The following is a 25,418-nucleotide window of genomic DNA, read 5'->3' on the forward strand; positions in this document are numbered from 1 at the left end:
CAAGGTACGGTCTTCCGTACCTTGTCCTTAATTCACTTTATTATTCAGTAATCTTTGCGTTTTCTACCAAGAATTCAACTGTTTTGTTGAAACGAAGATCGTTTTCAAGAACTTTAGTTCCACCAAGCGTTGTTTTAATTTGCTCGATATCCATGCCGAACTGCTCAGACATTTTTTCGAGTTCAGCATTAATATCTTCTTCTGCAACTTCAATGCTTTCAGCTTTACCAATTGCTTCAAGTACTAAAGAAACACGGACACGATTTTGTGCGTCTTCTTGCATTTGAGTACGAAGCGCTTCTTCATCTTGTCCAGAGAACTGGAAGTAAAGCTCAAGATTCATTCCTTGTGATTGTAGACGTTGTCCAAATTCTTCCATCATACGTTCAACTTCAGATTCAACCATCACTTCTGGGATGTCAACTTCCATATTTCGTGCTGCTGCTTCTACAAGATCATCACGAAGTGCTGTTTCGGAAGCAGTTTTTTTCTCTGCCAAAGTTGTTTCTTTCAACTTCGCACGCAATGCGTCAAGACTTTCAACTTCTTCGTCTATTTCTTTTGCAAGTTCGTCATCTAATGCAGGAATTTCTTTAGATTTGATTTCATGAAGTTTCACTTTGAAAATAGCTGCTTTACCCGCAAGTTCTGCCGCATGATATTCTTCAGGGAAATCTACTTCAACATCTTTTTCTTCGTCTGTTTTCATGCCAATCAATTGCTCTTCAAATCCAGGGATAAATGAACCTGAACCGATTTCAAGATCGTATTGCTCGCCTTTACCACCATCGAAAAGTTCTCCATCAACTGAACCTTCAAAGTCAATTTTCACTGTATCACCGTTTTCAACAGTGCCATCTTCTTTCAAAGCTAGTTCTGCGAAAGCTTGTTGACGTTCTTTTAGTTGTTCTTCGATTTCCTCATCAGTAACTTCAGTATCCTGACGTGTTACTTCAAGACCCTTGTAGTCGCCAAGTTTAACTTCAGGCTTCAATGCAATAACTGCTTTGAAAATAAGCTCTTTCCCTTTTTCCATTTGTTCGATATCGATTTCAGGACGGTCGATTGGTTCAACGCCCGCTTCGTCAAGTGCATTAGAATATGCTTCTGGAAGAATGAAATCAAGTGCTTCATTGTAAAGTGATTCTACACCATACATTTTTTCAAACATTTGACGTGGCATTTTCCCTTTACGGAATCCTGGTGCTTGTACTGTTTTCACAACTTTTTTAAATGCTTTATCAAGACCTGCTGTTACTACCTCTGCAGGTACTTCTACTGTAAGAGTCCCTTTGTTTCCTTCTTGTTTTTCCCATTTAACTGACATAATTAATTACCTCCGAATCGTTTTGGCCAATATGTTTTGATACGTATATACTCCATTGACAACCATTTCAGTATATCATAGTCTCTTCATCTTTCAACAGATTTCGTACTTTGCTAAAGGTCCGAATCGTTGTCAATCTGCTGGATAAGTAAGTTCAGTTCTGTCTCAGGCAACTGCTCACCCGAAAAGAGGCTTTCTATGTAGTTTACATAAGCTGTCGCAACGTCTTCCGAATTATTATTCCCCCATCCAAAAGGGAATGCAGTAATTGCGAATTTCTCGATGAGCCCCTGCGCCATTTCCAATCTGGATGGATCTTGAAAGAGTTGCCGTTCTATCTTTTCAAGGACTTCTTTCGTCATTGCATCTTGTCCAGGCAAAGTCATATTAGCAGGAACAACTTGCTTTTTCCAACCAAATTTACTGATTACAAGTTCTTCATCGTCCCCTGTTTGATGCAACAGTGTCAAAGCGAAGGTAATGGCTAGTGGTGCAACGTCGTCCTGTACAGCTATTTCCTTCAGTAAAGGAGCAAGGTCTGATAAATCACTACCTTCAAGTGAAGCAAGTGCATACTGTTGTGTCATAGCATCCATCTTCATGAATTCGTCGAATTCGAAGGATTCCATTTTAAAACCCGGCTCATCAAGTGCATAGCGTTCTGACAAACGAGCATTCAATTCCCTTAGGTAATTGAATTTGTTGAGCATATTTGGCGGAACAATTCCTTCATCAAGCAGCGCATCAATGGTCATTTCGACTTCATCATATTCCTCTAGCTGAATACTGATTGTCAAATACAGTTCCATAGCATCGACGTAATCTGCAGTTCCACTATGAAGTAGCCTTGCCGCAATTTCCTTAGCTCGCCGAAATTCTTTTGTTTCGTAAAGGGCAACAGCGTAAGGTCCTAGAAATTCCGGATTATCAGGTTCATAAACAATTGCCTGATCAAATGCTTCAACCGCTTGTTCGTAGTCCTCTGTCTCAACGGCAACATGCCCTTTTTCAACTAGCTTTTCAAAAGTTCCCGGGAAGACGATTAGGTTTTCTTTTTTCCTGAGTCTTCCGTATTTCTTTCTCAATACGCTCACCTTCTTTCATCATTTCTCACTATATCATAGCGTTTTATAATTTAACATTAATTTCCGAAGTGTTTTGTAGAAACGTTATTTGTCCCACGGATAATCAGGACGAAAATAGTGTTATGCACCTCTGTGAAGTAATGCGATTTTCCCTACCAAACACCTAATCCCAGTGCTAGGTAAGAATTGATCTTCATTGTTGAAAAAACGGGATGAATCGTTTCTTATATAGGAAAGCAATGACATTCAAGATCGAGCTAGGAATTTTCTTGCTAATGAAACATTTGCGATAAAATTGAGGGTAAGCTTTTTTCAGGTTATTCCACTGCTGACAATCTTTCTTTTGCCTATAACGTGCCACATCAATGAGCTTTATCTCGTTATTTGAAGTGATGAAAATATTGCGCAAGTGAATGTCAGATGGATTTAAGCCCAAATTCGAAGCCAAGGATAGTGCGTGATCAATTTCATCGATATGCGCGGTTGTTATAACTTTTCCATGTGTTAAACATTCAAAAAGTGTATAACCATCAATATAGTCCATGACCAGATAATTTAATCCAGTCTCATAAATCGAAGGGAAATAAGGAGTATCTTGAAGCACTTTATAAATTTCAGCTTCTTCTTTTGCGATGTGTATAAATATTGGAAAGAACACTTTAATTGATATATTTGATGATTTGATCCTGAATACAAATGCACTTCTTCCTGTTCCGATGTGTTCTAAAGATTTATCGTATCGAACCAGTTGATTTTTCTCGTTAATGATGACCGTATTTACAAGCTCTTGATAAGTAGTCAAATATTAACCTCCAATAATTTTATGATTAAGCCAAGAACACCCGTGACTTCAGTCGTGGGATGAATTGGCTTTCTTTTTTTGTTCTAAAGGGACATCACTAGACGAACATGCATTCTATTTGGTAGAATATTCTTAAATAAGGCAGGTGACAAACTATGGAGCCGAACAAGGAATATCGAACTTTTCAAATCAACATTAAAAATGGCCATAAAATGTATACTTATTTCGATGAACTTTGTCTAAATAGTAATAACCTATATAACACGACAAACTTCTTTATCAGGCAAGTTTTTACTACTTTAAACAATGAAGGTGTATTACAACCTTTACAACAAGAAGTAATAAAAGTAATTCTTGATAACATCAATAAAATGAATGTCAATCAACAAAAAGCTTATCTAAAAAGATTAGAAAAAGAACAAATGAAACCAAGAGACGAACAAAAAGAAATAAAGGTAAATCTATTTGAGCTGCCTTCAAAAGAAAAGTCCTTCTTAGGTTACAATTTTCTGGATTGTTTATTTAAAACAATTAAACAAAAAGACTATTATTCATTACCAGGTCAGATAAATCAACAGGTTCTTAGAAATGTCGTGCAAAATTGGACTAGTTTTTTCGCAAGTTTGAAAGACTTCAAAAAGAATACAGGGAAATATCAAGGAAGACCTTCTATTCCTGGTTACCTCCCAAGAGGAAGCAGAAAAGAATCAACTTTATCGAATCAAATTTGCAAAATTAAAGACGGTAAATATCTAAGCTTCCCAAAAACTAAAAGAAAAATAAATATTGGTAAGTTAGCAAATTTCAACGGTAAGTTTCAACAAGTGAGAATCATACCCAAGCACAATTGTTTTACTGTTGAATTAGTGTTTTTAATCGAGATGAAAAAATAATTATCTGTCAAAATGGAACGATGCATGAGTATCGATTTAGGTCTTGATAACATTGCAGCGCTAGTGTTTAATACAGAGCACGTCCCAGTCCTATTTAAAGGCGGTAAAGTAAAATCCATCAATCAGTGGTACAACAAAATGCGTGCATATTACTACGCTGCTCTTCGTAACGGACAAAAACCAAGAGAAGGAAACTTCCATTCCAAAAAGTTAGTAAAATTAGATTCCGCAAGACATCGACAAATCAAAGACTTTTTCCATAAAGTTAGTTTCAATATCGTGAAAATAGCCGTGGAAAGAAACATCGATGCAATTGTTATTGGCAAGAATGTGGGGTGGAAACAAAAAATAGAATTAGGAAAAAGAAATAATCAAAACTTTGTCCAAGTGCCACACTCACTGCTAATAGAATTAATCAGTTACAAAGCGAATGCTGAGGGCATTTCAGTAATTGTAATTGAAGAAAGCTACACATCTCAGGCAAGTTTTGTAGATGAAGACATTATTCCGACCTACAAATCGGGGAATAATGTCAAACGAATATTCAGTGGGAAAAGATTAAAACGCGGTATTTACCGTACTAAAAATAATTTTTTAATAAATGCGGATGTTAATGGTGCAGCAAACATCCTAAGAAAAGTAGTGCCGAAAGCATTCGCTAACGGTATAGCGGCTGTGTGTTCCCAGCCTCAAGTGGTCAATGTGCGATAGCACTAACCCTGAAACCCGTGACTTCAGTCGTGGGAGGTTCATAGAATGACCAGGGCTAAGCTCTAGAGTTCGAAAGTGTAATATCACTATTTGTAGGATATCCTTAGCCTGATACTTTATGATTAAGCCAAGAACACCCGTGACCTCAGTCGTGGGAGGCTCATAGTGCTCATGAAAATAAAAAGAAACGCCATAACCAATACTTGGTTAAAGCGCCTCTAAAAAATAAAAGACCTCACCAAATAAATGGTAAGGTCTCGCAAACAACGATTGTTGCCAATAAAGCCGAGGATTCAGTCCTGTGTTGACGACTTTACTGTATTAGCTACTCCCCTTAACGGAAATTGACTAGTTTAATTTGTAGTATCACTATAAATATAAACCACTTAAATGTCAATATTGATTAAGTTATCAAGTTAGATAGCAGCCGTTCTTTCTTTTAATCATAGAATAGTTAGAAACACGCTTATTTTAGTTTACAACCCATTTATTCATTGAACCGTATACCCTCCATCAAGTACTACCGCTTGCCCAGTTATTCCTTTCGCGCCTTCACCTGATAAGAATAAAACCAGTTCTGCAATTTCTTTCACATCGAGAAGACGTTTTTGTGGAACCAATGGATAAATTACTTCTTCAAGTACAGACTCAAAGGGAACATTTCTCATACTCGCTAAGTCTTGAAGCTGATTGCGCACTAAAGGGGTATCTGCATATCCCGGACAAATTGCATTAACAGTAATTCCATCTTCTGCTGTTTCCAATGCCGCCACTTTTGTCAAGCCAATAACACCATGCTTCGCGGAATTATAAGCAGCTTTCCCTGCAAATCCAACCAATCCATTGATGGAAGCCATGTTGAAGATTCTTCCGAATTTTTGTTTTCGCATATGCGGCAATACTAGTTTGATAGCCATAAACGGCGCAGTCAGCATTATCTTAATCAGTTGTTCAAATTTCTCTGTTGGGAAATCCTCTAACATCGCGACGTGTTGCATACCTGCATTATTGATTAATATATCTATGCGCCCAAACTGGGTGATTGTACGATCAATTGCTAGCTTTAAATCTTCTTCTATCGTCACATCACACTTTAACCCAACTACTCCATTTCCAAGTGATAAAGCTGCGTCTTTAACTTTATCTTCATTTATATCCGTAAGAACGACCGTGGCACCAGCTTTTGAAAACTCTTTCGCAATTTCAAAGCCAATTCCCTGTGCGGCACCGGTTATTAAAAGCACTTTTCCATTCTGCATATTAATTCCCCCTCATTAATATAGTCTCTAGTAAACATCTAATAACCATTAAATCCCAAATCCAAATGAAAATAATATAATGGCTATAACAACACCGATTGCCGGAACAATTACAGTTACTGCACCTACTGCCCCGTACGCGGCTTTGTGCGTCTCACCAGCAATTGACTGGATAGTCGTTACAACGTAACCGTTATGCGGAAGTGAATCGAGAGCACCGGATGAGATTGCGACAACTCTGTGCAATGCTTCTGCATTTACACCCATATCCAGATAATGCGGAGCCAGTAGCGGCAGCGCAATTGCTTGACCACCTGATGATGAACCTGTCATTCCTGCAATAACAGATACTGCGATTGCCGCGCCAATTAAAGGCGATCCTGGAATATTGGTCATTGCATCTACAGCGTTTTGGAAAGCAGGCACATTCCTTGCCACTCCTCCGAAACCAACAACAGCAGCAGTATTACCTATTGCGACCATTGCCCCGAGTGTACCTGCAGAAACTGCCGCACCGAAATTGCTTGAAAATTTTCTACCTACAAAGAAGGTAGCTATTATTCCTCCGAGGAGAGCGACTATTAGTGCAGATTGCTCAAGAGAATTGTGGAATACATAGGAAATTAACAATACAATTAGTAGTGGAATCATTGACATGAACGGATTGGGTAATGCGCGAGTTGTATCGAATGTCGGATCAGATTCCCTATCTACAAATAGTTCGCCTTTATTCACCGCTTTGGTAATCATTCGTTTTAACCACCAATAACCAAACACAGCCATGAAAACAGCAACAATTATACTAACTTCCCATCCAGCATAAGGAGTCGTACCTAAAAACTCAATGGGAATCCAGTTTTGAATTTCTGGAGAACCAGCAGACGTCATTGTGAAAGTAACAGATCCTAGTGCAAGTGTTGCCGGGATGAATCTTCTAGGTAAATTTGCTTGTTTGAACAATGAGATAGCCATTGGATATACCGAGAAAGCAACTACGAACAAACTTACACCACCGTATGTTAGGATTGCACACGCAGCTACGATTGCTAAAACTGCAAATTTCATACCTAACTTTTCTACAAACCATTTAGCGACAGCATCTGCAGCCCCACTGTCTTCCATAACTTTACCAAACACAGCACCTAACAGGAACATTAAATACCATGACATGATAAATCCAGTAAAACCTGTCATATAGCTCGTGACGAAGTTTGCCTCCCCTTCACCAGCAAGCTGTGGGAATAACGACATGCCACTCATTAACGCAACAAACAATGCTGAAACGGGTCCAGCAATTAAAATGTTTACCCCTTTCATCGTTAATAAGATTAGTAGTCCCAATCCTCCGATAAGACCAATCATACCTAATACTCCCATGAACATTTCCCCCCAAAATTTGTATTAAGACGATTTTTTAATTTATTTGAACGTCTACTTTTACATTTTTCATAATTAGGTTAACTTCTGTAGTGTCAATGACGTCTTGGACAGTAAACCCTTCAAAAACTTCTTTTAGTTCCAATCCACCTGAAGTCACTTCAATTAGTGCACGCTCGGTAATGATTAGGTTTACTACTCCTTTTCCTGTAAGAGGTAGTTCACACATTTTTTTAATCTTTGCCGTTCCGTCTTTCGCAGTATGATCCATAATCACAATGATTTTTTTTGCGCCATGTACAAGATCCATTGCGCCGCCCATCCCTTTAATCATCTTTCCAGGAATCATCCAGTTAGCGAGATCACCTTTTTCAGATACTTCCATAGCTCCTAAAATAGCAACATCAACGTGACCACCGCGAATCATGGCAAACGATTCAGCACTTGTAAAAAATGCCGCCCCCGGAATACTTGTTACGGTTTCTTTCCCAGCATTTATTAAATCTGCATCGACTTGATCTTCCGTGGGGTATGGACCAATCCCCAAAAGTCCATTTTCAGATTGAAGGACGACAGTTTTATTCTCTGAAATAAAGTTCGCAACAAGTGTTGGCATACCTATACCGAGGTTCACATAATCGCCGTCTTTTAATTCTTTTTCAGCACGCATTGCAATTCGCTCTCTCATATTGATTTGACTCATGAACTTCAGTCCCCTTTCATTAGTAAGAACGTATCGTTAAACGTTCAATCCGTTTTTCTTGGTTTGCTTGAAGTAATCCTTTCACGTAAATACTAGGTGTATGAATCATATCCGGATCTAAATCACCGCTTTCTACAATTTCTTCTACTTCTGCAATTGTGAAATTTCCGGCAGCAGCCATCATCGGATTAAAGTTTTGAGCAGTCTTGTTATAAATTAAGTTTCCAAATGTATCTGCTTTAGCAGCGCGAATCAACGCGAAGTCTGCTTTTAATGCTTCTTCTAATACATACTCTTTGCCGTCATATAAACGAATTTCTTTGCCCTCAGCAACCGAAGTACCTACGCCAGCAGGTGTGAAAAACGCCGGAATCCCAGCTCCACCTGCACGTATTTTTTCTGCTAGCGTTCCTTGAGGCGTCAATTCAACCTCAATTTCCCCTGATAGAACTTGGCGTTCAAATTCCTTATTTTCACCAACGTATGATCCTATCATTTTCTTAATTTGTTTATTTTTCAAGAGAATCCCTAGTCCCCAATCGTCCACTCCACAGTTATTCGAAATAACCGTCAAATCTTTAACTCCACTCTTAGCAAGAGCAAGAATTAATTTCTCTGGAATACCAACTAGACCAAACCCCCCCACCATGACCGTTGCTCCATCTTGAATTTGCTGAACAGCTTCTTCTGCAGAAGCATAAATTTGTTTCATGTAATTTCCTCCTCACAAATTTGTATGAACGGTGAAGATTAAAACGCTTTCATTCATTTAAACAGATAATAAATACGCTTGCAAACCCTTATATTACGGGCATTCTAATCAATTCAACAAACGTATTCCAGATATCCGGAATACGTTCAGATAATTCAGTACACTACATACACTTCGCTCTTTTCGAAGTCCGTAAATCCGGACAACATTCCGATTAACCGGAATATAGGTCATAAGTTATATTTTTTAACTTTTTCATAGAATGTACTTTTACTTAATCCCAAAACGTTGGCTGCATCTCGTTTATTTGGATGATGTTGCAATGTTTCAAATAAAATATCCCTCTCTACTTTCTCTATTAATTCAGCTAATGTCTCAAAATTATTTGCATTGAAAATTCGTTCCATTTTTACTTGTTGTGGCAATGCATTTGGTTCAATCGTCTCTCCATTCGTCAAATAGACTGCTGCTTGAATAACATTTTGCAGTTCACGAACATTTCCAGGCCAATGGTAGGCTTGCAAATAATCCATTGTTTTCGTGGCAATCAATAGATTTCTTTTTCCTGCTTTAAGTAGAGCTTCATGGAATAAGTAATTTGTTATATCAAGAAAGTCCTCCATTCTTTCACGTAACGGGGGAACTTCAAGCGTAATCGCCTGTATTCGGTAATAAAGATCTTCCCGAAACTTTCCAGACTCAATCAAAGCTTTCAAAGGCTTATTTGTAGCTGCAATTATCCTAACATTTACTTTCCTCGTTTTATGTAACTCATGTGAACCTATTTCGCCATCATTTAAAACACTTAATAATTTTGCCTGCACCGGAAGTGACATGTCTCCTATGTCATCCAAAAATAAAGTTCCCCCATCTGCTAAATGGAATCGCCCACCCTTTTCAAGTTGAGTGGATTGTTCAGCATTTAAATCAGAGTTACCGAATAGTTCTACTTCCAATAACTCGGGGGGGATTGCCGCGCAACTAATCTTTATTAATGGCTTTTCTGACCGATCAGATAGCTGATGGATACTATGAGCAAAAGACTCCTTTCCCGTTCCACTTTCGCCTTGGATGAGTATAGGAAGATTACTAGGAGCAATCATTTGAATAGTTTCCTTAATGGATCTGATTACTTGAGAAGATCCTTGAATTTCATTTAACCGATAAGCTGAACCGGAAGTAGCAATAGCTCCGAAATGAATTTTTTCAATTGTACTTTTCACACGAGAACTTAGATTACGCCATTCATTGAGGTCCCTAAATATCACACTTCCGAAAGCTCCTACAATTTCACCGTCTACAGTCAATGGCACTCTGTTTGCTAACATATAGGTTCCTTTAATGAAGTGAGGCGAAGCGATATGCTCTATACCTGTTTTGATAACTTCATGCATTTGAGTATTTTCAATTACTTCGTCTACAGGTTTACCGATTGCATCTTCTCGCTCAACCTCTAAGAATTCACAATAATCTTCGTTGATATACATAATCCTAGAGTCTTTATCAACCACAACAAACCATTGAAATGCAGTTTCTAGTATTTGCGTAAGAACGGATTCAGGTAAATGTTCAGACAATGCTTTCATGGTATTCCCCTCCCTTGTTGCTTAACAATTAATCTCAAAATCTCAAATCATTACTTTGTTTCAATTAGCATTCAATCTACACTCTTTGTAGTTACTCTACAACCGAATTCATGCTTTAGAGCGACCATCTTTATTCTTAAAACAGTCATAACTCCTTCCTAATAGCAAGACTAGGTTTAAAGAATTTCACTTTTTTTTTATTCCAATAAGTTACTCTCTAATAAATCACACACGAGTACTGCGAAATCCCTCATTCTTGAATAATGCTCAAAAGCTGTTTCAGGTAATTTTCCATATCATAATATGAATAGAGTACATGAACATTTCTCTGTTCCTCAAACAACTGACTCATTTCACTTTTCATGCATTTAATCCCTTTTCCCTCTATCTCTTCGATTATACTAGCAATTTGTAAGTTTCAGGATGAATATACTGTGATTAAATTTATTCGAAGAGACCACTCTACAGGTTATAGATTTAATCCCTAATAATGAAAGGTACTATAGGCTAATAACAACTTCATTAGAAATACAAACAAGCTCAACCTTTTGTGAATACGGCTGAGCTTTTGCATTATCCTATGGGATTGTAGTGTGCTGTACCAACAGTGTCGTGCATCTGCTTTTATTCTTCAATTAGTAAATCGAATAGTTCAGACCAGTTCACGATTCGCTGAATATCTAAATGCGTATTGTAGGGTTGGCTCTTCGCGAATACGTTTAGGGGCCGATCTCTCAATGTCTCTAGAACTGCAGGCTTGTCATCGAAATAATAGTCAAGTTCTAAATCTTTAATTATATGAACCTTGTCTTCATCATTCATTCCATAATAAAATCTATCTTTTTGAACCGGAAACTTATTTTCAATCATCCATTCCATTGTACGCTCGCCATGTTCTTTCGGCCTCGCCGTTATATAATAGATGTCATGTCCTTCTTTAGCCAGCCTTTGCAATGTTTCCACTGCATCAGGATACGGCGGGCACGATGTATAATAGATTTCATCTAGCGAACTGCTCCACATCTCGCCGCCTTGTTCAGCTGTCATGTCAAAAAGCTCGTGAATTTCAACCTTTTCCAGTGCATGAAAGAGATCTACATTCACATTCCGATTTAACTTTTTATTGTATATTTGAAAAGCATGTTCTCTAAGATTGATCAATGTATCATCAATATCAAAACCGAATTTCATATTAAACTCCCTCAGTTTGTCTATTAGTATATTTCGGATAGCCAGTGAACTTGAAGTCTTTACCAATTTGAGTAATGTGAAGGTTTTCCAAATCGACAGCATCACGCATTAGTTCAATTCCTGTTCCTTCAAGGAATGTAGGTGCATTGGCACCTCCAACTAGTTTGGGTGCGATATATATCTCCACTTTGTCGACGAGCTGGTTTTCCAGGAAAGCAGCGTGAATTGAACCTCCCCCCTCGATTAGTACAGAAGAAACAAGCTTTTCACCAAGAATCCGAACGACATCATTCGGGTCTACCTGCTTGATTCCTGAAGTGGGATAAATCGAAACTCCTTGTTCTTCCAGACTTTTCTTGGCATCTTGATTATACTTATTTGCAGTGAAAATCCAAGTTTCCGCCTGCCCATCTGTAATAACCTTTGAATCTAATGGAATACGCAGCGAGGAGTCTAAAATGATTCGAATCGGATTCCTTCCATTCGGAATCCTCGTCGTCAATTCGGGATCATCCTCGATTACGGTATTTACACCAACTAAAATTGCCATATTTTCATTTCGCAATACATGTACATCGTTTCTCGCTTCAGGTGATGTAATCCACTTGCTGTCGGCTGTATGCGTAGCAATTTTTCCATCTAATGTGCTTCCAGCTTTCATCGTTATGAATGGCTTTTGTTCGACGATGAATTTGTTAAATACTTCATTCATCTTTCGAGACTTCTCTTCCAATACACCCACAACCACTTCAATTCCTGCATCTTCCAAAATCTTTACACCGTTGCCGGCAACAACTGGATTCGGATCTAGCGTGGCAATGACTACTTTCTTAATTCCCGCTTCAACGATCGCTATTGCACAAGGGCCTGTCCGCCCGTAATGCGAGCACGGCTCAAGGGTGACATAAATCGTTCCACCTTTTGCCTTCTCGCCAGCCATACGGATAGCATGGATTTCAGCATGCGGTTCACCAGCCTTCAAATGTGTACCGATACCAACTATTCGATTTCCATTGATAATGACCGAACCGACAAGTGGATTCGGATCAGTTTGCCCTTTCATCGCACGTGCATTCTCCAGGGCCAAATTCATGTATATTTCATGGTTAGTCATGTGTAGATGTCCCTTCTTCCTCCATATGCCCAGAACGTCGAATCTTTGTCTGCAAATACTTCTCATTGAACTCTGATTTATCGCCCCATAATGGTTCTCGTCCAGATATAGGAAGACCGGCATTTTGCAGTGCTTCCATTTTCTTTGGATTATTCGTCATAAGCTTTACAGGTTTTGATCGGAGTTTCTTTAGAACGCGAATTGCATCCTCGTAATTTCTAGAATCATCGACAAATCCAAGGCTTTCGTTTGCTTCCACTGTATCGTAACCATTCTCCTGAAGTACATATGCCATCGCTTTGCTGAATAAACCAATTCCACGGCCTTCATGGTTCGCCAAATAAAACAATGCACCTGTCCCATGATCCACAATATTCTTCATTGACTGCTTCAACTGATAACCGCAATCGCATCTTTTACTACCAAATATATCTCCCGTATGACAAATTGAATGCATCCTAATCAGCGCATCATCCGCTTCTTCAAAATCCCCGTATACAAGCACACTTGACTGCTGAAACTCCGCCAAATTGGCAGACGACAGTTGGTCAATGATTTCTTGATAATTTTCCGTAACTTGGCATCGATTAAGCCAGCAATACCATTGAAAAACAACCGTTTCTCCAAAAATATTCACAGGCAGTTTAATAGGTCCTACTAAGTAGATAGCACCTTCATCTGTTTCAATCAATTGAATTTTTTCTTTTAGGACATCAATAACTTTCGATTCCAGTTTCGCATGTAGCATAAAATCATTCCTTTTATTTAAATTTGGATTTTAGTGTGAATTGATCTGTAAGTAACATACCTCATTATATTAACCATTCGATTCATATGATACCTGTTATTGTACAACACTTACTTTATCTCGCATAGTTTGTTCAATTATTTCGTCATCTCTGTTTACCATTTTTGCAGGCATATAATCGATATCTTTTTCCCTTCATATGAACAAACAAATATATTCACATAAAGATATTTATTCTATACAACATAACATTCCCCTGTGAATAGCGTCAACCATACAAGACCTCTATCAGGATTTAGCTTTTGGGGTTATAAAAGTACTTCTTGTAATCAAAGTCCTAAACTCTTTTAACACTTGTTTCATCGTTTCGATATAAGATCTTTTATTTCATGTCTTAAGAAGGTGTAGTTAGAGAATAACTATAGTATAGACCATTTTAAATTTATCATTTTCTTTTTAATTGAGGAGGTACAAAATGCCTAATGTAACTGTTTTTGGTCATAGAACTTTTGAAGTCGAAATAGGGAGAAAGTTAGTATTAGCGCTAGAAGATAACGGAATAAATATCCTACATCGGTGCGGAGGCAAAGCTGTATGTACGACTTGCAGAGTAGAGATTTTGGAAGGTGATTACTTAGAGATAACCAAAAAGGAAAAGAAGGCCTTTGCGGATAAAGGAATTGATGAACATTTATTTGATGATTGTTTGCGTTTATCTTGCCAAATTCTTGTAAGTGGAGATATTACTGTTCGACCAATCATGACAATAGAAAACACTGGAAATGCCGTTGGAGAAAGGCCAGCCGACTAATTCGAATTCCAGTTTTCATTTAAACTATTACGTCTGCAGATTAGCCGTTTACTTGCAATGGCCTACTGAGTACCAATCATAATCCCAGTTATAAAGGGTATTAGTGGACACCATAGGCTTGTCTTCCCAAACATTTTGTTGCTTTTAATATCTAACCACAGCGCCAGGTGACCAGACCTGATTCTTGATTAGTATGCTCCAAGCTTCTAGTGATTTCTCAATGCGAATACCATTCTGTATTCAAGAGCTATTTAAACTTCCGTTTTTGTATGATATTCTTTTGGTGTGCCATTTTAAAACTTCCTCTCATTAGTTAGTCTGCTAACTTCAATGATACACGAACTTTTACAATAGGCGTTTTCATCTTAATTAAGGCGGCTTTGTTGACTTTACAAAGAGCCTTCCGGAAGTAATGAAATGAATGATTAATCGAGGGAGGTTTTTATTATGGCAGAGAAAGTCACTGTGTTAGGCGCAGGTACAATGGGTCATGGAATTGCTCAGTTATACGCACAAGCAGGCTACAATGTATATATGTATGATATTTCCGACGAGTTTTTGGAAACTGCAATGACACGAATCTCTGATAACTTGGACATGTTAATCCAAGAAAATTCGATTACAGCATCTGTGAAAGAAAATACATTAAAACGAATATCTACATCTACTGATTTAAAAGAGGCGGTTAGCGGAACGCGATTTGTCACTGAAGCAGTATCTGAAAATCTAACCATTAAATTCGACTTATTTAAGCAGTTAGAGGAAGTCATAGAAGACGATACGATTATTGCATCCAATACATCTACGTTTTCCATTCAGCAACTATCAGAAGGCGTTCAAAAGACAGACCGTCTAATCATTACTCACTTCTTCAATCCAGCACATTTAGTTCCACTTGTAGAAGTCGTAAAAGGTCCAGAAACTTCACAAGATATCATTGATCGCACAGTAGAAGTTTTGAAAAATATCGGTAAGAAACCGATTGTCTTGAAAAAAGATATTCCCGGCCTAATTGCCAATCGTCTACAAGCTGCATTAGTCCGTGAAGCATTCTTTCTTTTAGACAACGGTATTGCGGACGCAGAAGATATTGACTTAGCTATCACCGCTGGGCCTGGATTCAGATGGGCATTCATTGGACCATTAGAAACTGCAGATTTTGGTGGACTAGATATTTGGAAGAGCGTAGTAGAGAACCTGGCACCAGTTCTATCCAAAGAAGAGAAAGTCCCACTATTTGTTGAAGAAAAAGTTCAAAGTGGGAATCTCGGAACTAAAGCAGGTAATGGCTTATTCACTTATTCAGGTAACGATGAAGTTCAGAGAAGAATTAATGAACGTGATGTAAACTTCATTAGACTAGCTAATATTAAAAATAACAACAATAAATAATTTCGTTATCAGTGATTAATCTTAATCAAATGTCTTGAAACAAAAATTAAAGGGAGCTGTCTTGTAGACATACTCCCTTTTTAAGATTAATAACTTATTTAACTTGATTGACGAACAATATGATCCGCTAGCCTTATAGCTAAAGCTACATTAGGGAGGACAGGGCCAGCTGCGGTCAGTGAAGGAAGAACACTGTTGTCAGCTACAAATAAACCTTTCACACCATGTATTTGACCGTGGCGATTTGTAGCTGAAGTATTTGGATCCTCACCCATTCTGCAAGTGGAAGCCTCGTGCATGTCACTCCCTGGCGGACGAAGAGTTAGAGTTGAAGTATCTAAAGTAACGCCCATCGCAGCAGCAGATCGGATAATTCCTTGTTTGACTTGTTCAGCTACTTGAAGGTCTTTTTTACTTAATGAATATTGAACTTGTTGTAATGGTACACCAAATTCATCCTTTGCAGACGGATCAATGTACACTCTATTCTCAGCCCGAGGCTCAACTTTTCCAAAGGCAGCGTATGCGATCCCAAGAGTATCTTTTAGCACTTTGTCTTCGAATTGCTGGTACGAAAAATATTGATCTGGACCCAATATTTGAATTTGATATGGGGACTCGCTTGTTTCAAATTTCAAAATAGATAAATTTCCGAGTTTATCAGAAAACTTACTCCGACTTATTGTTCCAATCGCGATGATGGACACATGCCCTGTTAAATATCGACCAATAGCAGGTCCCTGAATTCCAGAATTAAGCAATAAACGTGGAGTCTCTAAAGTACTTGCAGATACGACAACATTCTTTGCCCGAATAATATGAGCTTTCTTATCCTGGGAAAACACTTCTACTCCACTTGTTTTACCATTTTCAACAATTACTTGAGAGACAAAGGCATTTACAGCGAGATCATAGGGTCGATCAAAAAGGGCTGAAGCTAATGCATTGATAGAGCTGAACCAAGGGTTTGAATGGACTTCTCCTTGCCTGGAAGGTGTCATGTCAAAAGCAACTGGCATATCATTGGCTTCAAGTATTCCACCCGCATGGAGCCTCTTTAAAAGCGTATTTTGCATCGATGAACCTTTCGCATAATCGGTTGTAACATGCATTAATTTCTCGGCCATCCCTAAATATGCATTCAATTCCCTAGTGTTAATCGGCCATTTATTGAGCTCTTCTTGAATTGGCCGAGGAGTCGCCGCGTTCCAAAATAATGACCTTCCCCCAAGTGCATATACCATTCTCGCTCCCGGAAATTGAGGCAAACGCTCACCTATAACTGTTGAATTATCAGGAAGAAGTACATCTCTGGCAGTATTAACGTTTTGCGTGGGAATGTTTAAAGAATGGGAATGAAATAACTTATCTCCCATTTCAAGAATCCCAATTTTTTTTGCCCCTTTATTTTTCCACAGTTCACAAAGCCTTTGTAAGGTTGCTCCACCACCGGGGCCACTCCCCACAATGAGGACATCATAATTTGTCCCTGACATTTCCTCAAGTGTTTTTGTTGGAATCCAATTATTTTTATACTTCACCACGGGTACAACCACTCTCCCCTTCATAAACATCCTTTTAAGATATGCATGGACGTTTGTCCTATATGACAAGTTATATCGATTGCTATTTTGGAGCATTATCGGAGATGCACATAATCAAACAGCAAAAAAATCGTCCGTTTAACTAAGCAATTAGTTAACAGACGATTCTCTTTATTGTTATTTTTTAATTTAGAAACTGGAACTTTATTTTGCTTTTTTTGTTTATGAACCCGCATATTATATTAAAGCTAATAATGAACCTCCGATTGCTCCAGTAACTACAATGATCCAAGGTGGAAGCTTCCAAAAGGCAAGCATACTGAACAAAATTGCAGCTAAAGCAAAATCGATTGGTGCTAAGATTGAACTTGTCCATATCGGGAAATAAAAAGCAGAGATTAGTATCCCTATAACTGCAGCATTTACGCCCATTATTGCGCCTTTAATTTTAGGATTACTTCTTAAGCTATCCCAAAATGGTAATGCACCTAAAATCAGAAGGAAAGCAGGTAGGAATACTGCAAACGTCGCAACCAAACCACCCTGCCAACCTTTCATAACGGTTCCTAAATAAGCTGCAAATGTAAATAGCGGACCGGGTACCGCTTGTGTTGCACCATAGCCTGCTAAAAATGCTTCTTCGCTTATCCAGCCAGTTGGAACAAGTTCTTGTTCCAATAAAGGCAAAACGACATGACCGCCACCGAAAACTAAAGCACCCGATCGATAAAAACTATCGAACATAGCCACCCAGAATGATCCAGTTACTTCTCTGATAACTGGTAAAAGAAATAACAATGCGAAAAACAACAGTAGACAAATCACCGAAATACTTTTAGCGATTGGAAATTTCGAACTACCTTCTTCAATTTCATCATGTTGTTTAAACAAAATGAATCCAAAGAGTGCAGCTAGTAAAATCACACCTACTTGAGTAAAAGCTGTTTGCCAAAGAAGTGTACCGATTAGTGCAAATAGAGCAATGGCTTTTCTTTTTAAATCAGGCGTCAAATTTTTCGCCATACCTATAATGGCATGTGCAACTACCGCTACTGCCACAATTTTTAACCCATGAATCCATCCGGCATTTCCTACATCAAATCCAGTGAGCAGTAAAGCAAAAAGTATAAGTACTATAACTGAAGGGAGTGTAAATCCAATAAAAGATATAATTCCACCAAGTATTCCTGCTCGCATCACGCCTATCCCGATTCCTACTTGGCTACTGGCCGGACCAGGTAAGAACTGAGCTAAAGCAACTAAATCCGCATAACTCTTTTCATCCATCCATTTTCTTCTTCGTACGTATTCTTCATGAAAATACCCTAAATGAGCGGTTGGTCCACCGAAAGAGGTCAAACCAAGTCGTGTTGAAACTAAGAATATTTCCAAAAGTGATTTGAATCCCCTGTTTGGGTTAGTTTTTTTCATCGTTAGCTCCTTATTGTTAGTCTTTTATTTCTATGTAGAGGTCATATGCTTTCTTTCTAGCTTCTATTAGGACAAGTTTCCTTTATCAGTTGTTGAGTAATAACTTATCCTCCAAGCTGTTACTAAATAACGGTTTCCAACAACATAAATATAGCATTCCAAATAGTATATTCCAGGTATAATCTAGATAATTTACAATCTCTTAACATGAATTTAATTCTGGACATTCGGTTTAAAACGCCAAAAAAGGATCACGTCATTATGACGGAACCCTTGATTGTCCAATATATTCTACGATTTACCTTGCAACTCTTTACCAATGTACTGATGAATTTCTGCATTTACATCGATTTGTAGATATTCTGCTTCGTTTAGACGGGTAGATGTCGACATACATGAACTCTACTAGTTCATATTTCAAAGGCAGTAAAACTACCTGCTTCATCAAAATCATCAACTCGAACAACCTTGTCTGAAAATTGTTCCACTATTTTTATACTGCTTCCTAGCACTAGCGAAAGCACGTTGAAATTCTTTTCTTTTTTCTTTTTGTTGAATGCTAGTAGATATGAATCACTTAAAGTGTCTTCACCATCCGTAACAAAAACGATATCGGCTTGTTTAAACCGACTTTCGTTGATTACATTCATTGCTAGATCAAGCGGAAGTGCAAAATTCGTTCCTCCACCCAAAAAGATTCGAGCCAAACCAACCAAATCAGACCCTTTAATTTTTCCTTTTTCATATTTATGGATTTCTGTACGAGTAGAGAATAATATCAAGCAAAAATCCCTTCGCTGCTTTCTCGCAATGGACATGAGGGTTAATATAAAACCTTTGGATTGTGCATCCAGTTTGTACATACTGCCTGACTGATCTAGACAAAGTACGATTGGGCCCTTCTCCAATACCTCACGCCCTTTCTGTTCATATTGCATGGTCTCACCTTCCACTAAGCGACGGAGAAAATCGTTCTTCGATATTGGATGCATGTATAAGCAAAATTCCATCGGGAGTAACTTCTCGATTTCATTACCTAACGTAACTCCCCTTCTTCCCACAGACTCCCTATGTATGCTTTTCTGCTTTTTACGAGCTATCTGTTTGAATCTACCTGCCCACTGCGCTATTTCTTTCATCTTTTTATCAGAAGTCATTTTTTCAGCTAATGCTAGTTGGTCGCGCAAAGGAACCTTTTTTAATTCTGCATCACCACTCCCTGCACTGCAGCCGCCAAGCAACGATTTCAGACTGTCTTTCACTTGTCTTGTTTCTTGCATGGCTTGAGCCAATGCATGTGAAAAGCTATGATTGTTTTTTTTAAGCATCTGCTGAAGTTTTTCATTAAGATTAGTCATCACTTCTGAAAAACTCTCTTCTGATTCCCGACTTCCACTTTTTATATCTGCTTGCCAATTCTGTTTTTGAAGTTGCCTCTGCATTACGTGAGCTTCCTGCATCAGTTTTTGAAAATCCTCATCTTCCTCTTTTTGGACAGCCAGCCACTGATTCGTCTGCTCTCCGAATTTCACCGTACCGATAGCTGACAACAAATCATCCAATCGGGTGAAACTTCGGTAGTGTACAAAGGATTCATCCACCATAATTCTTTCCATGATTGTTTTATTCACCTTGAGAACACCATCTACGTCCCCTGCCAAAATTTCAGGTTTCATCTTATATAAGGAAGCCCAAATATCAGCAAGTAGCGGTTCGAACATTGGCAACGCACCTTCATTTCTTACCTTTTGAAGACCCAGAGACAAGTCAAAAATTTCTTTGAAGCGTCTTTTATCGAATGCGTCTGTATTCAAGACTGAACGATTATCATTGTGACTTTTACGCCCCTTCACAGAGAACACTCCTTATCACATATTAAAAAAGGTGCCAGTAGGCCCTCTCTTATCATTTTGAGGATCGAAATACCACGGCTCTAAAACACTATCTAGGATTTCATGTTCCATCGAGGTCACTTTATCAAGTAAGAGGTCGATATCAGCTTTCCGACTTTGATTGTGACTTTGTAGGTTCTTCAAATCAGCCACTAAAGCTTTCATTTTTTGAGTTGCTTCCATTCCAGCTTCCGCTGAATGATCCTGCAGTATGGCGCAGAATACTTCATTTGCTTCATTTTGTATGGAATGGAGGGCCTGAGTAAGTATATCTTGTGAATGGTTGCGAATAATGGTAGACACGGTATCTTTTTGATCCACCGTTTCCCAAAGGGCATTTTCAAGGATCACAATATCATCTATCCTTACTATTTGCCTTTGGTTTATCAACGCCTTCGCTTGAAGAACCGATAGCGATTGCTTAAACCGCCTGTCAGAAGGGCGTATCCCCTCGTCACGCAAATTATTTCGAATTTCCGAAAGTGTTTCATACACTTCATCCGGTATCGTAACCATATCCGTAAGAAACTGAAGTTGAATCAATTCTTCCATCGTCAAGGAGGGCATGACCTGATTTTGCCCGTTCCCCTTCATCATAGAAACAAAATTCGTTTCATTGGCAATGTAATCTAGCTCGAATCGAAGTAGAAACCTGTCGAAAAGAGCTTCCAGCCCTTCTCCCTCTTCAGGATATTCATTTGAAGCTCCAATAACTGACATTAAAGGAACCTTTACTGGCGTTCCATTATTATAGAAGAGGCGTTCGTTGATAAGCGTCAGCAAACTATTCAAGATTGCCGAGTTTGCTTTGAATAGTTCGTCAAGAAAAACTAAATTGGCTTCCGGCATTTTAGTTGCTGTATTCCTCTTGTAAACGCCTTGTTCAAGGTCTTTTAACGACAAAGGACCAAACAATTCTTCCGGTGTACTGAATCTCGTCAGCAACCACTGGAAGTATTCTGTTCCTTTAACGATTTTTGCTAACTCAAACGACAATGCGGATTTCGCAGTCCCGGCAGGTCCAATCATAAGCATATGCTGTCTAGAGAGCAGAGCGACAAGAATCCCCTCAACTTCTTTCTCTCGTTCGAAAAACTTTGAATTGAGTGCCTGTCTGATTTCCTCTAACTTCTTCAAATTAGTTATTGTCATTTTATATAACTCCTAACTTTGGAATGTAAAAAAATGAATTCGGCTTCTAACGCACAATGTTACGCTTTAATAACACTTGTCCCATTTCTCTCTGAAAGATTCCTTCTTTACATTACAGTTTGATGGATACACAATCATTTTAATCATCCGAGTAACCTATTTTTATCCTAGATGTCTTTGCATCCAATATTCTTTTAGGTAAAGTCATACCACTGTCGAACAGCTCGTTCAACAAATTGGGATAAATAAGTAAATAAGACTTCCCCAGTTTCCGCTCTCTCCAATAAACTATCCCGCTAAATATGGAAGGTATGTATCATTAACCATGTCAATTAATCATTTTCAATCAAAAAAGAGAGGAAAGTATAAATACTTCCTCCCTTTTTCTTGAATATAATGATTAGGTTTTAAGTTGCTAGCGAACTTCCGGCACCCTAAGTCCGGATAGTGATTCAATTTTTCACGGCGCCTAATCGTCACCCTTTTTCTAACTATAGATTGTCATAAGAACCCACTGATAACCTATAGCTCTTCCTCTGAATAAATCTTATTCAAAGGAAATGGTTCAACTTTATTATATGCATCGTAACTTGAATTATGCATGACTATTGTATTTATTAAAAATTCAGAAACACTTCCATCTATTTATATGCATTCAGTCTATTTCTACATATTTTTGCTTTGTTGAAGAAGTTTAGATACCCCTGTCCGCTCCCAGTCTTCCACTGTCTCATAAGCTTTTTCAGGAGAATATCCTTTACCTACAAGAACCCCCATCAGAATAAATTCTTGAAGAATGTGTGTAGCATTTATTCCTCTTTTAACATCCTCTAATCCTTCATTTACCAAAAACTTTGTGTGCTGTATCCATTCATCTGGGGTTCTCCCAGAAATCACTGTATTTCCCTCACCATGACCGTTGCCTTCTTCCGAAGCTAATGCATCTGCTTTGGTAACATGGACAGTGCCAGATGGATGGTTAGGAGGGGCATATATCGAGTATAATTTAAGCGGAATATTACCTGTATTGGTTAGATTATGCCATGTTCCAGCAGGTAACATTATTGCAGAATCATCATAGACATTTCTTTCAAAGTTTAAATTATCTCTACTCTTGCCCATTTGAACAATCCCCTGGCCCTGTTCAATACGTAGGAATTGATCAACGTCAGGATGCATCTCCAAACCGATATCTTCGCCAACATTGAGGCTCATTAAAGTCACCTGTAAATGTGTTCCTGTCCACAAAGCAGTACGATACGTATTGTTTTGCTTCGTTGCTTCATTGATATTTACGACAAACTGTTCTGGTCCATAATCTGTTAACGAAATACGTCCATCACCATAGACCTGTCTTCCATAACTATACATGGGCACATTAACATAATAAGGATATTGATAAACACAAGGTACATAGTACATTTTTTCAATCCCTTCACAGTTTATCAATGTATCCTATGCAACTTGTTAAAGCATTGTACTTAAATTCAGGGTGCCTTATTAAATGTAAGTGTTTATAGCCTAGAACTTTTTTATTAAATAATTCGCTTCGTTGGTTAACAGATTTTTATATCCTGATTGTGAATGGCATTCTAATTTAACTACATCCAACATTCTATGATATTTCATTTACTAACCCTTGCTACTATAAAATAAACGAAGTGCTGATTTCTCTATAATAGAAATCAGCACTTCGTTTATTCGCTATTCGTCGCGTGACGCTTTTGGCGGTTGGCATACGTCACATTTACGTTGGTTATTATTATTAAATTTCGTAAATGTTTTTTCAAAGTTGCTACCACATGCACATTTAAATAGTAACTTTTGAGAAAAACCATGATATTCTGTCGTTAACAACTTACTATCCGAATTTTTCTCAACAAACTCATTTATTTTGCCGATCGTCCATCGTTTAATCATTCTCTAATACCTCCATATTTTATTGCTTAGCGGAGGCTTTTTTGGCATCCGTTCAATTATGAGTAAAAGTTATAATTATCCTAAGTTCCTCATTATAACATGAGCTGGCTCACAATTAAACAGATGGAAAGGGTCTTATTTAACTTACTTGACCCTTTAGTAGAATAGCACTTTCGATTCTTGTAAAAACCTACCCAAAACCAGAATGAATATTTTGAATATATCCTCAAAACAGACCTACTCGTATTATAAAAAAAGCATTCAATATTTCCCATCATCAATCGTATTTTATGCAACCCACTGAAACAGAAAACGAAAACTTTTTTGTTTCTATTTCATTTTATTTCAGCACTCCTTCAGGTTTTATTAAACAAAAAAAGCCCACATCATTCTTAGTGGGAACAATCGACTCTTAAAATATATATCACGCAAATAATACGTAAATATCCAATGTGCATGTTACAATTTAATGAAGAAATATTCGAATTATTATAACAGGTCTCTAGACCCGAGAAAATAGACTTCACCTTATTTTGTCGTATATAATGAAATAAAGTCGAAATTTGTAGGTGATTTACTTGGACGATATCGTAATAACAGGGTATGGCATTAAAGCTCCTGGTGTTTATGATAAAAACAGCTTTTTAAAGGTATTAGATAAAGGTATCTGTACACAGAGCATTTTAAAAAATGATAATCAGCCTCATACTATTATCGTTGCGGGTTTAATAGAGGACAGTTTTCTAGAGATAAATGGGAAAAACCATAAACGATATCCGCGTTCTGTAAGAATGGCAATTGCTGCTGCAATGGATGCTTCTAAAATGGCGAATTCAGATTATTTTAAGCCACAGCGTGTTGCAGTAATTTTAGGTACAGCTGCTGGCGCAATTCTTGAAATTGAACAATACGCTACTGCGGGTTTTGATTTGAAAACCTTCCCTATTCATGGGGTTTCAATTGTTGATACACATACTCTTTCTGTTTCTGTTGCTGAAGCGTTAGGAACGCGCGGACCTACCTTCACATTAACAACAGGATGTACTGCCAGTATTGACGCAGTTTTGATGGGAAAACTCCTACTTGAGAACGGGACTGTAGATGCTTGTATAGTAGGAGGAACAGATGCACCTTTAGGCCAATGGACGATCAATGGCTTTAAAAAGATAAGATCCCTCTCGACTGAGCCGACTATTGATCAAGCTGGAGTCCCATTTTCAACGAAACATCGCGGTTTTGTTTTAGCCGAAGGGGCAGGTGTCATCGTTCTAGAGCGGAGACAATCTGCACAAGCGCGCGGACAAAAAATATACGGTAAAATTGAACGTGTCATTTCAAGAAATGAAGGACAAAAACTATTAAGCTCAGATGTAACTGGTAGACATATGCTAGAAGTTTTTCAAGAAGCCGTTGGAAATACTAAACCAAGTTATGTGAACAGTCAGGCACTTGGTATAAAAACCAATGATCAGATAGAACGATTTATCCTTAAGGAAACCTTTGGTACGGACGTTCCAATCACTTCAATAAAAGGTATGATTGGACATACATTTGGTGCAATGGGAGCAATGCAAATCATTTCATCGCTGCTTTCAATGGAATATGGATTTATCCCCCCTACAATTAAAACAACTGGGAATGGATTTGAAGACGTACCGATTGTTTATCAAACTAGATATCAAGCTGTAGAGTCCGTATGTATAACTACCCATGGGAGTAGCGGGAATAATGCTTGTCTATTATTGACACATGCATAGGAGGCTCATTA

Annotated in this window: 20 protein-coding genes and 1 pseudogene; 4 read left to right on the forward strand and 17 right to left on the reverse strand. The window is 38.1% G+C overall.

Annotated features, from left to right (window positions below; translation table 11 throughout):
- Positions 1–40: 40 nt before the first annotated feature.
- From tig to AC1TO6_RS07010, 3 genes are all read right to left on the reverse strand, one after another.
- The gene (tig, locus tag AC1TO6_RS07000; RefSeq protein WP_482100888.1) at positions 41–1,327 is read right to left on the reverse strand and encodes a trigger factor; all 1,287 of its coding nucleotides are present in this window, start codon (positions 1,325–1,327) and stop codon (positions 41–43) included.
- Positions 1,328–1,440: 113 nt separating this feature from the next.
- Positions 1,441–2,412, reverse strand: coding sequence for a tetratricopeptide repeat protein (locus AC1TO6_RS07005; RefSeq protein WP_482100889.1), 972 nt, complete (start codon positions 2,410–2,412; stop codon positions 1,441–1,443).
- 193 nt (positions 2,413–2,605) lie between these two features.
- Complete coding sequence (locus AC1TO6_RS07010) at positions 2,606–3,214, reverse strand: protein kinase family protein (protein ID WP_482100890.1); 609 nt, start codon at positions 3,212–3,214, stop codon at positions 2,606–2,608.
- A gap of 155 nt (positions 3,215–3,369) precedes the next feature.
- On the opposite strand from AC1TO6_RS07010, the pseudogene AC1TO6_RS07015 reads away from it, so the two are divergent.
- Positions 3,370–4,818, forward strand: a pseudogene (locus AC1TO6_RS07015) (RNA-guided endonuclease InsQ/TnpB family protein).
- A gap of 491 nt (positions 4,819–5,309) precedes the next feature.
- Here AC1TO6_RS07015 and AC1TO6_RS07020 read toward each other — a convergent pair.
- The 8 genes from AC1TO6_RS07020 to AC1TO6_RS07055 form a co-directional block, all read right to left on the reverse strand.
- A complete protein-coding gene (locus AC1TO6_RS07020) occupies positions 5,310–6,077 on the reverse strand; it encodes a 3-hydroxybutyrate dehydrogenase (RefSeq protein ID WP_482100891.1) in 768 nt (255 codons plus the stop codon).
- Positions 6,078–6,125: 48 nt separating this feature from the next.
- Entirely contained in the window at positions 6,126–7,454 is a 1,329-nt protein-coding gene (locus AC1TO6_RS07025) for a GntP family permease (protein WP_482100892.1), read from the reverse strand.
- Between the two features lie 37 nt (positions 7,455–7,491).
- A complete protein-coding gene (locus tag AC1TO6_RS07030) occupies positions 7,492–8,157 on the reverse strand; it encodes a 3-oxoacid CoA-transferase subunit B (RefSeq protein WP_482100893.1) in 666 nt (221 codons plus the stop codon).
- Positions 8,158–8,176: 19 nt separating this feature from the next.
- Entirely contained in the window at positions 8,177–8,869 is a 693-nt protein-coding gene (locus tag AC1TO6_RS07035; RefSeq protein ID WP_482100894.1) for a CoA transferase subunit A, read from the reverse strand.
- A gap of 230 nt (positions 8,870–9,099) precedes the next feature.
- Positions 9,100–10,455 carry a sigma-54 interaction domain-containing protein gene (locus AC1TO6_RS07040; protein ID WP_482100895.1) on the reverse strand — a complete coding sequence of 452 codons (1,356 nt, stop codon included), beginning with the start codon at positions 10,453–10,455 and terminating at the stop codon, positions 9,100–9,102.
- Between the two features lie 624 nt (positions 10,456–11,079).
- Positions 11,080–11,646: a 5' nucleotidase, NT5C type gene (locus AC1TO6_RS07045; RefSeq protein WP_482100896.1), complete on the reverse strand. Its 567-nt coding sequence runs from the start codon at positions 11,644–11,646 to the stop codon at positions 11,080–11,082.
- Position 11,647: 1 nt separating this feature from the next.
- A complete protein-coding gene (ribD, locus tag AC1TO6_RS07050) occupies positions 11,648–12,760 on the reverse strand; it encodes a bifunctional diaminohydroxyphosphoribosylaminopyrimidine deaminase/5-amino-6-(5-phosphoribosylamino)uracil reductase RibD (RefSeq protein WP_482100897.1) in 1,113 nt (370 codons plus the stop codon).
- Positions 12,753–13,508 carry a GTP cyclohydrolase II gene (locus AC1TO6_RS07055; protein ID WP_482100898.1) on the reverse strand — a complete coding sequence of 252 codons (756 nt, stop codon included), beginning with the start codon at positions 13,506–13,508 and terminating at the stop codon, positions 12,753–12,755. Before AC1TO6_RS07055 ends, ribD begins: the two co-directional genes overlap by 8 nt.
- Before the next feature lie 475 nt (positions 13,509–13,983).
- Here AC1TO6_RS07055 and AC1TO6_RS07060 point away from each other — a divergent pair, with 475 nt between their 5' ends.
- The gene (locus AC1TO6_RS07060) at positions 13,984–14,319 is read left to right on the forward strand and encodes a 2Fe-2S iron-sulfur cluster-binding protein (RefSeq protein ID WP_482100899.1); all 336 of its coding nucleotides are present in this window, start codon (positions 13,984–13,986) and stop codon (positions 14,317–14,319) included.
- Positions 14,320–14,766: 447 nt separating this feature from the next.
- The gene (locus tag AC1TO6_RS07065) at positions 14,767–15,711 is read left to right on the forward strand and encodes a 3-hydroxyacyl-CoA dehydrogenase family protein (RefSeq protein WP_482100900.1); all 945 of its coding nucleotides are present in this window, start codon (positions 14,767–14,769) and stop codon (positions 15,709–15,711) included.
- A gap of 98 nt (positions 15,712–15,809) precedes the next feature.
- Here AC1TO6_RS07065 and AC1TO6_RS07070 read toward each other — a convergent pair whose 3' ends face one another.
- From AC1TO6_RS07070 to AC1TO6_RS07095, 6 genes are all read right to left on the reverse strand, one after another.
- Positions 15,810–17,255 (reverse strand): GMC oxidoreductase, encoded by a 1,446-nt coding sequence (locus AC1TO6_RS07070; RefSeq protein WP_482100901.1) that lies wholly within the window; start codon positions 17,253–17,255, stop codon positions 15,810–15,812.
- 237 nt (positions 17,256–17,492) lie between these two features.
- Positions 17,493–18,686, reverse strand: coding sequence for a chromate transporter (locus AC1TO6_RS07075; protein ID WP_482100902.1), 1,194 nt, complete (start codon positions 18,684–18,686; stop codon positions 17,493–17,495).
- Positions 18,687–19,096: 410 nt separating this feature from the next.
- Positions 19,097–20,539 carry a vWA domain-containing protein gene (locus AC1TO6_RS07080; protein WP_482100903.1) on the reverse strand — a complete coding sequence of 481 codons (1,443 nt, stop codon included), beginning with the start codon at positions 20,537–20,539 and terminating at the stop codon, positions 19,097–19,099.
- 15 nt (positions 20,540–20,554) lie between these two features.
- Positions 20,555–21,730 carry an AAA family ATPase gene (locus tag AC1TO6_RS07085; protein ID WP_482100904.1) on the reverse strand — a complete coding sequence of 392 codons (1,176 nt, stop codon included), beginning with the start codon at positions 21,728–21,730 and terminating at the stop codon, positions 20,555–20,557.
- A gap of 666 nt (positions 21,731–22,396) precedes the next feature.
- Positions 22,397–23,152 (reverse strand): cupin domain-containing protein, encoded by a 756-nt coding sequence (locus AC1TO6_RS07090; protein ID WP_482100905.1) that lies wholly within the window; start codon positions 23,150–23,152, stop codon positions 22,397–22,399.
- A gap of 282 nt (positions 23,153–23,434) precedes the next feature.
- Complete coding sequence (locus AC1TO6_RS07095) at positions 23,435–23,650, reverse strand: hypothetical protein (RefSeq protein WP_482100906.1); 216 nt, start codon at positions 23,648–23,650, stop codon at positions 23,435–23,437.
- Between the two features lie 578 nt (positions 23,651–24,228).
- On the opposite strand from AC1TO6_RS07095, the gene AC1TO6_RS07100 reads away from it, so the two are divergent.
- On the forward strand, positions 24,229–25,407 hold the full coding sequence (locus tag AC1TO6_RS07100; RefSeq protein ID WP_482100907.1) for a beta-ketoacyl synthase N-terminal-like domain-containing protein: 1,179 nt from the start codon (positions 24,229–24,231) through the stop codon (positions 25,405–25,407).
- Positions 25,408–25,418: the final 11 nt, after the last annotated feature.

Source organism: Sporosarcina sp. Y352 (genome assembly GCF_056786535.1).

Excerpts from the sequence above, each read along its gene's own strand:
- AC1TO6_RS07035 (WP_482100894.1), bottom strand. The coding sequence starts at position 8,869 with ATGAAACAAATTTATGCTTCTGCAGAAGAAGCTGTTCAGCAAATTCAA.
- AC1TO6_RS07025 (WP_482100892.1), bottom strand. The coding sequence starts at position 7,454 with ATGGGAGTATTAGGTATGATTGGTCTTATCGGAGGATTGGGACTACTA.
- AC1TO6_RS07075 (WP_482100902.1), bottom strand. The coding sequence starts at position 18,686 with ATGAAAAAAACTAACCCAAACAGGGGATTCAAATCACTTTTGGAAATA.
- ribD (WP_482100897.1), bottom strand. The coding sequence starts at position 12,760 with ATGACTAACCATGAAATATACATGAATTTGGCCCTGGAGAATGCACGT.
- AC1TO6_RS07040 (WP_482100895.1), bottom strand. The coding sequence starts at position 10,455 with ATGAAAGCATTGTCTGAACATTTACCTGAATCCGTTCTTACGCAAATA.
- tig (WP_482100888.1), bottom strand. The coding sequence starts at position 1,327 with ATGTCAGTTAAATGGGAAAAACAAGAAGGAAACAAAGGGACTCTTACA.
- AC1TO6_RS07020 (WP_482100891.1), bottom strand. The coding sequence starts at position 6,077 with ATGCAGAATGGAAAAGTGCTTTTAATAACCGGTGCCGCACAGGGAATT.
- AC1TO6_RS07045 (WP_482100896.1), bottom strand. The coding sequence starts at position 11,646 with ATGAAATTCGGTTTTGATATTGATGATACATTGATCAATCTTAGAGAA.
- AC1TO6_RS07030 (WP_482100893.1), bottom strand. The coding sequence starts at position 8,157 with ATGAGTCAAATCAATATGAGAGAGCGAATTGCAATGCGTGCTGAAAAA.
- AC1TO6_RS07055 (WP_482100898.1), bottom strand. The coding sequence starts at position 13,508 with ATGCTACATGCGAAACTGGAATCGAAAGTTATTGATGTCCTAAAAGAA.
- AC1TO6_RS07065 (WP_482100900.1), top strand. The coding sequence starts at position 14,767 with ATGGCAGAGAAAGTCACTGTGTTAGGCGCAGGTACAATGGGTCATGGA.
- AC1TO6_RS07090 (WP_482100905.1), bottom strand. The coding sequence starts at position 23,152 with ATGTACTATGTACCTTGTGTTTATCAATATCCTTATTATGTTAATGTG.
- AC1TO6_RS07095 (WP_482100906.1), bottom strand. The coding sequence starts at position 23,650 with ATGATTAAACGATGGACGATCGGCAAAATAAATGAGTTTGTTGAGAAA.
- AC1TO6_RS07085 (WP_482100904.1), bottom strand. The coding sequence starts at position 21,730 with ATGACAATAACTAATTTGAAGAAGTTAGAGGAAATCAGACAGGCACTC.
- AC1TO6_RS07060 (WP_482100899.1), top strand. The coding sequence starts at position 13,984 with ATGCCTAATGTAACTGTTTTTGGTCATAGAACTTTTGAAGTCGAAATA.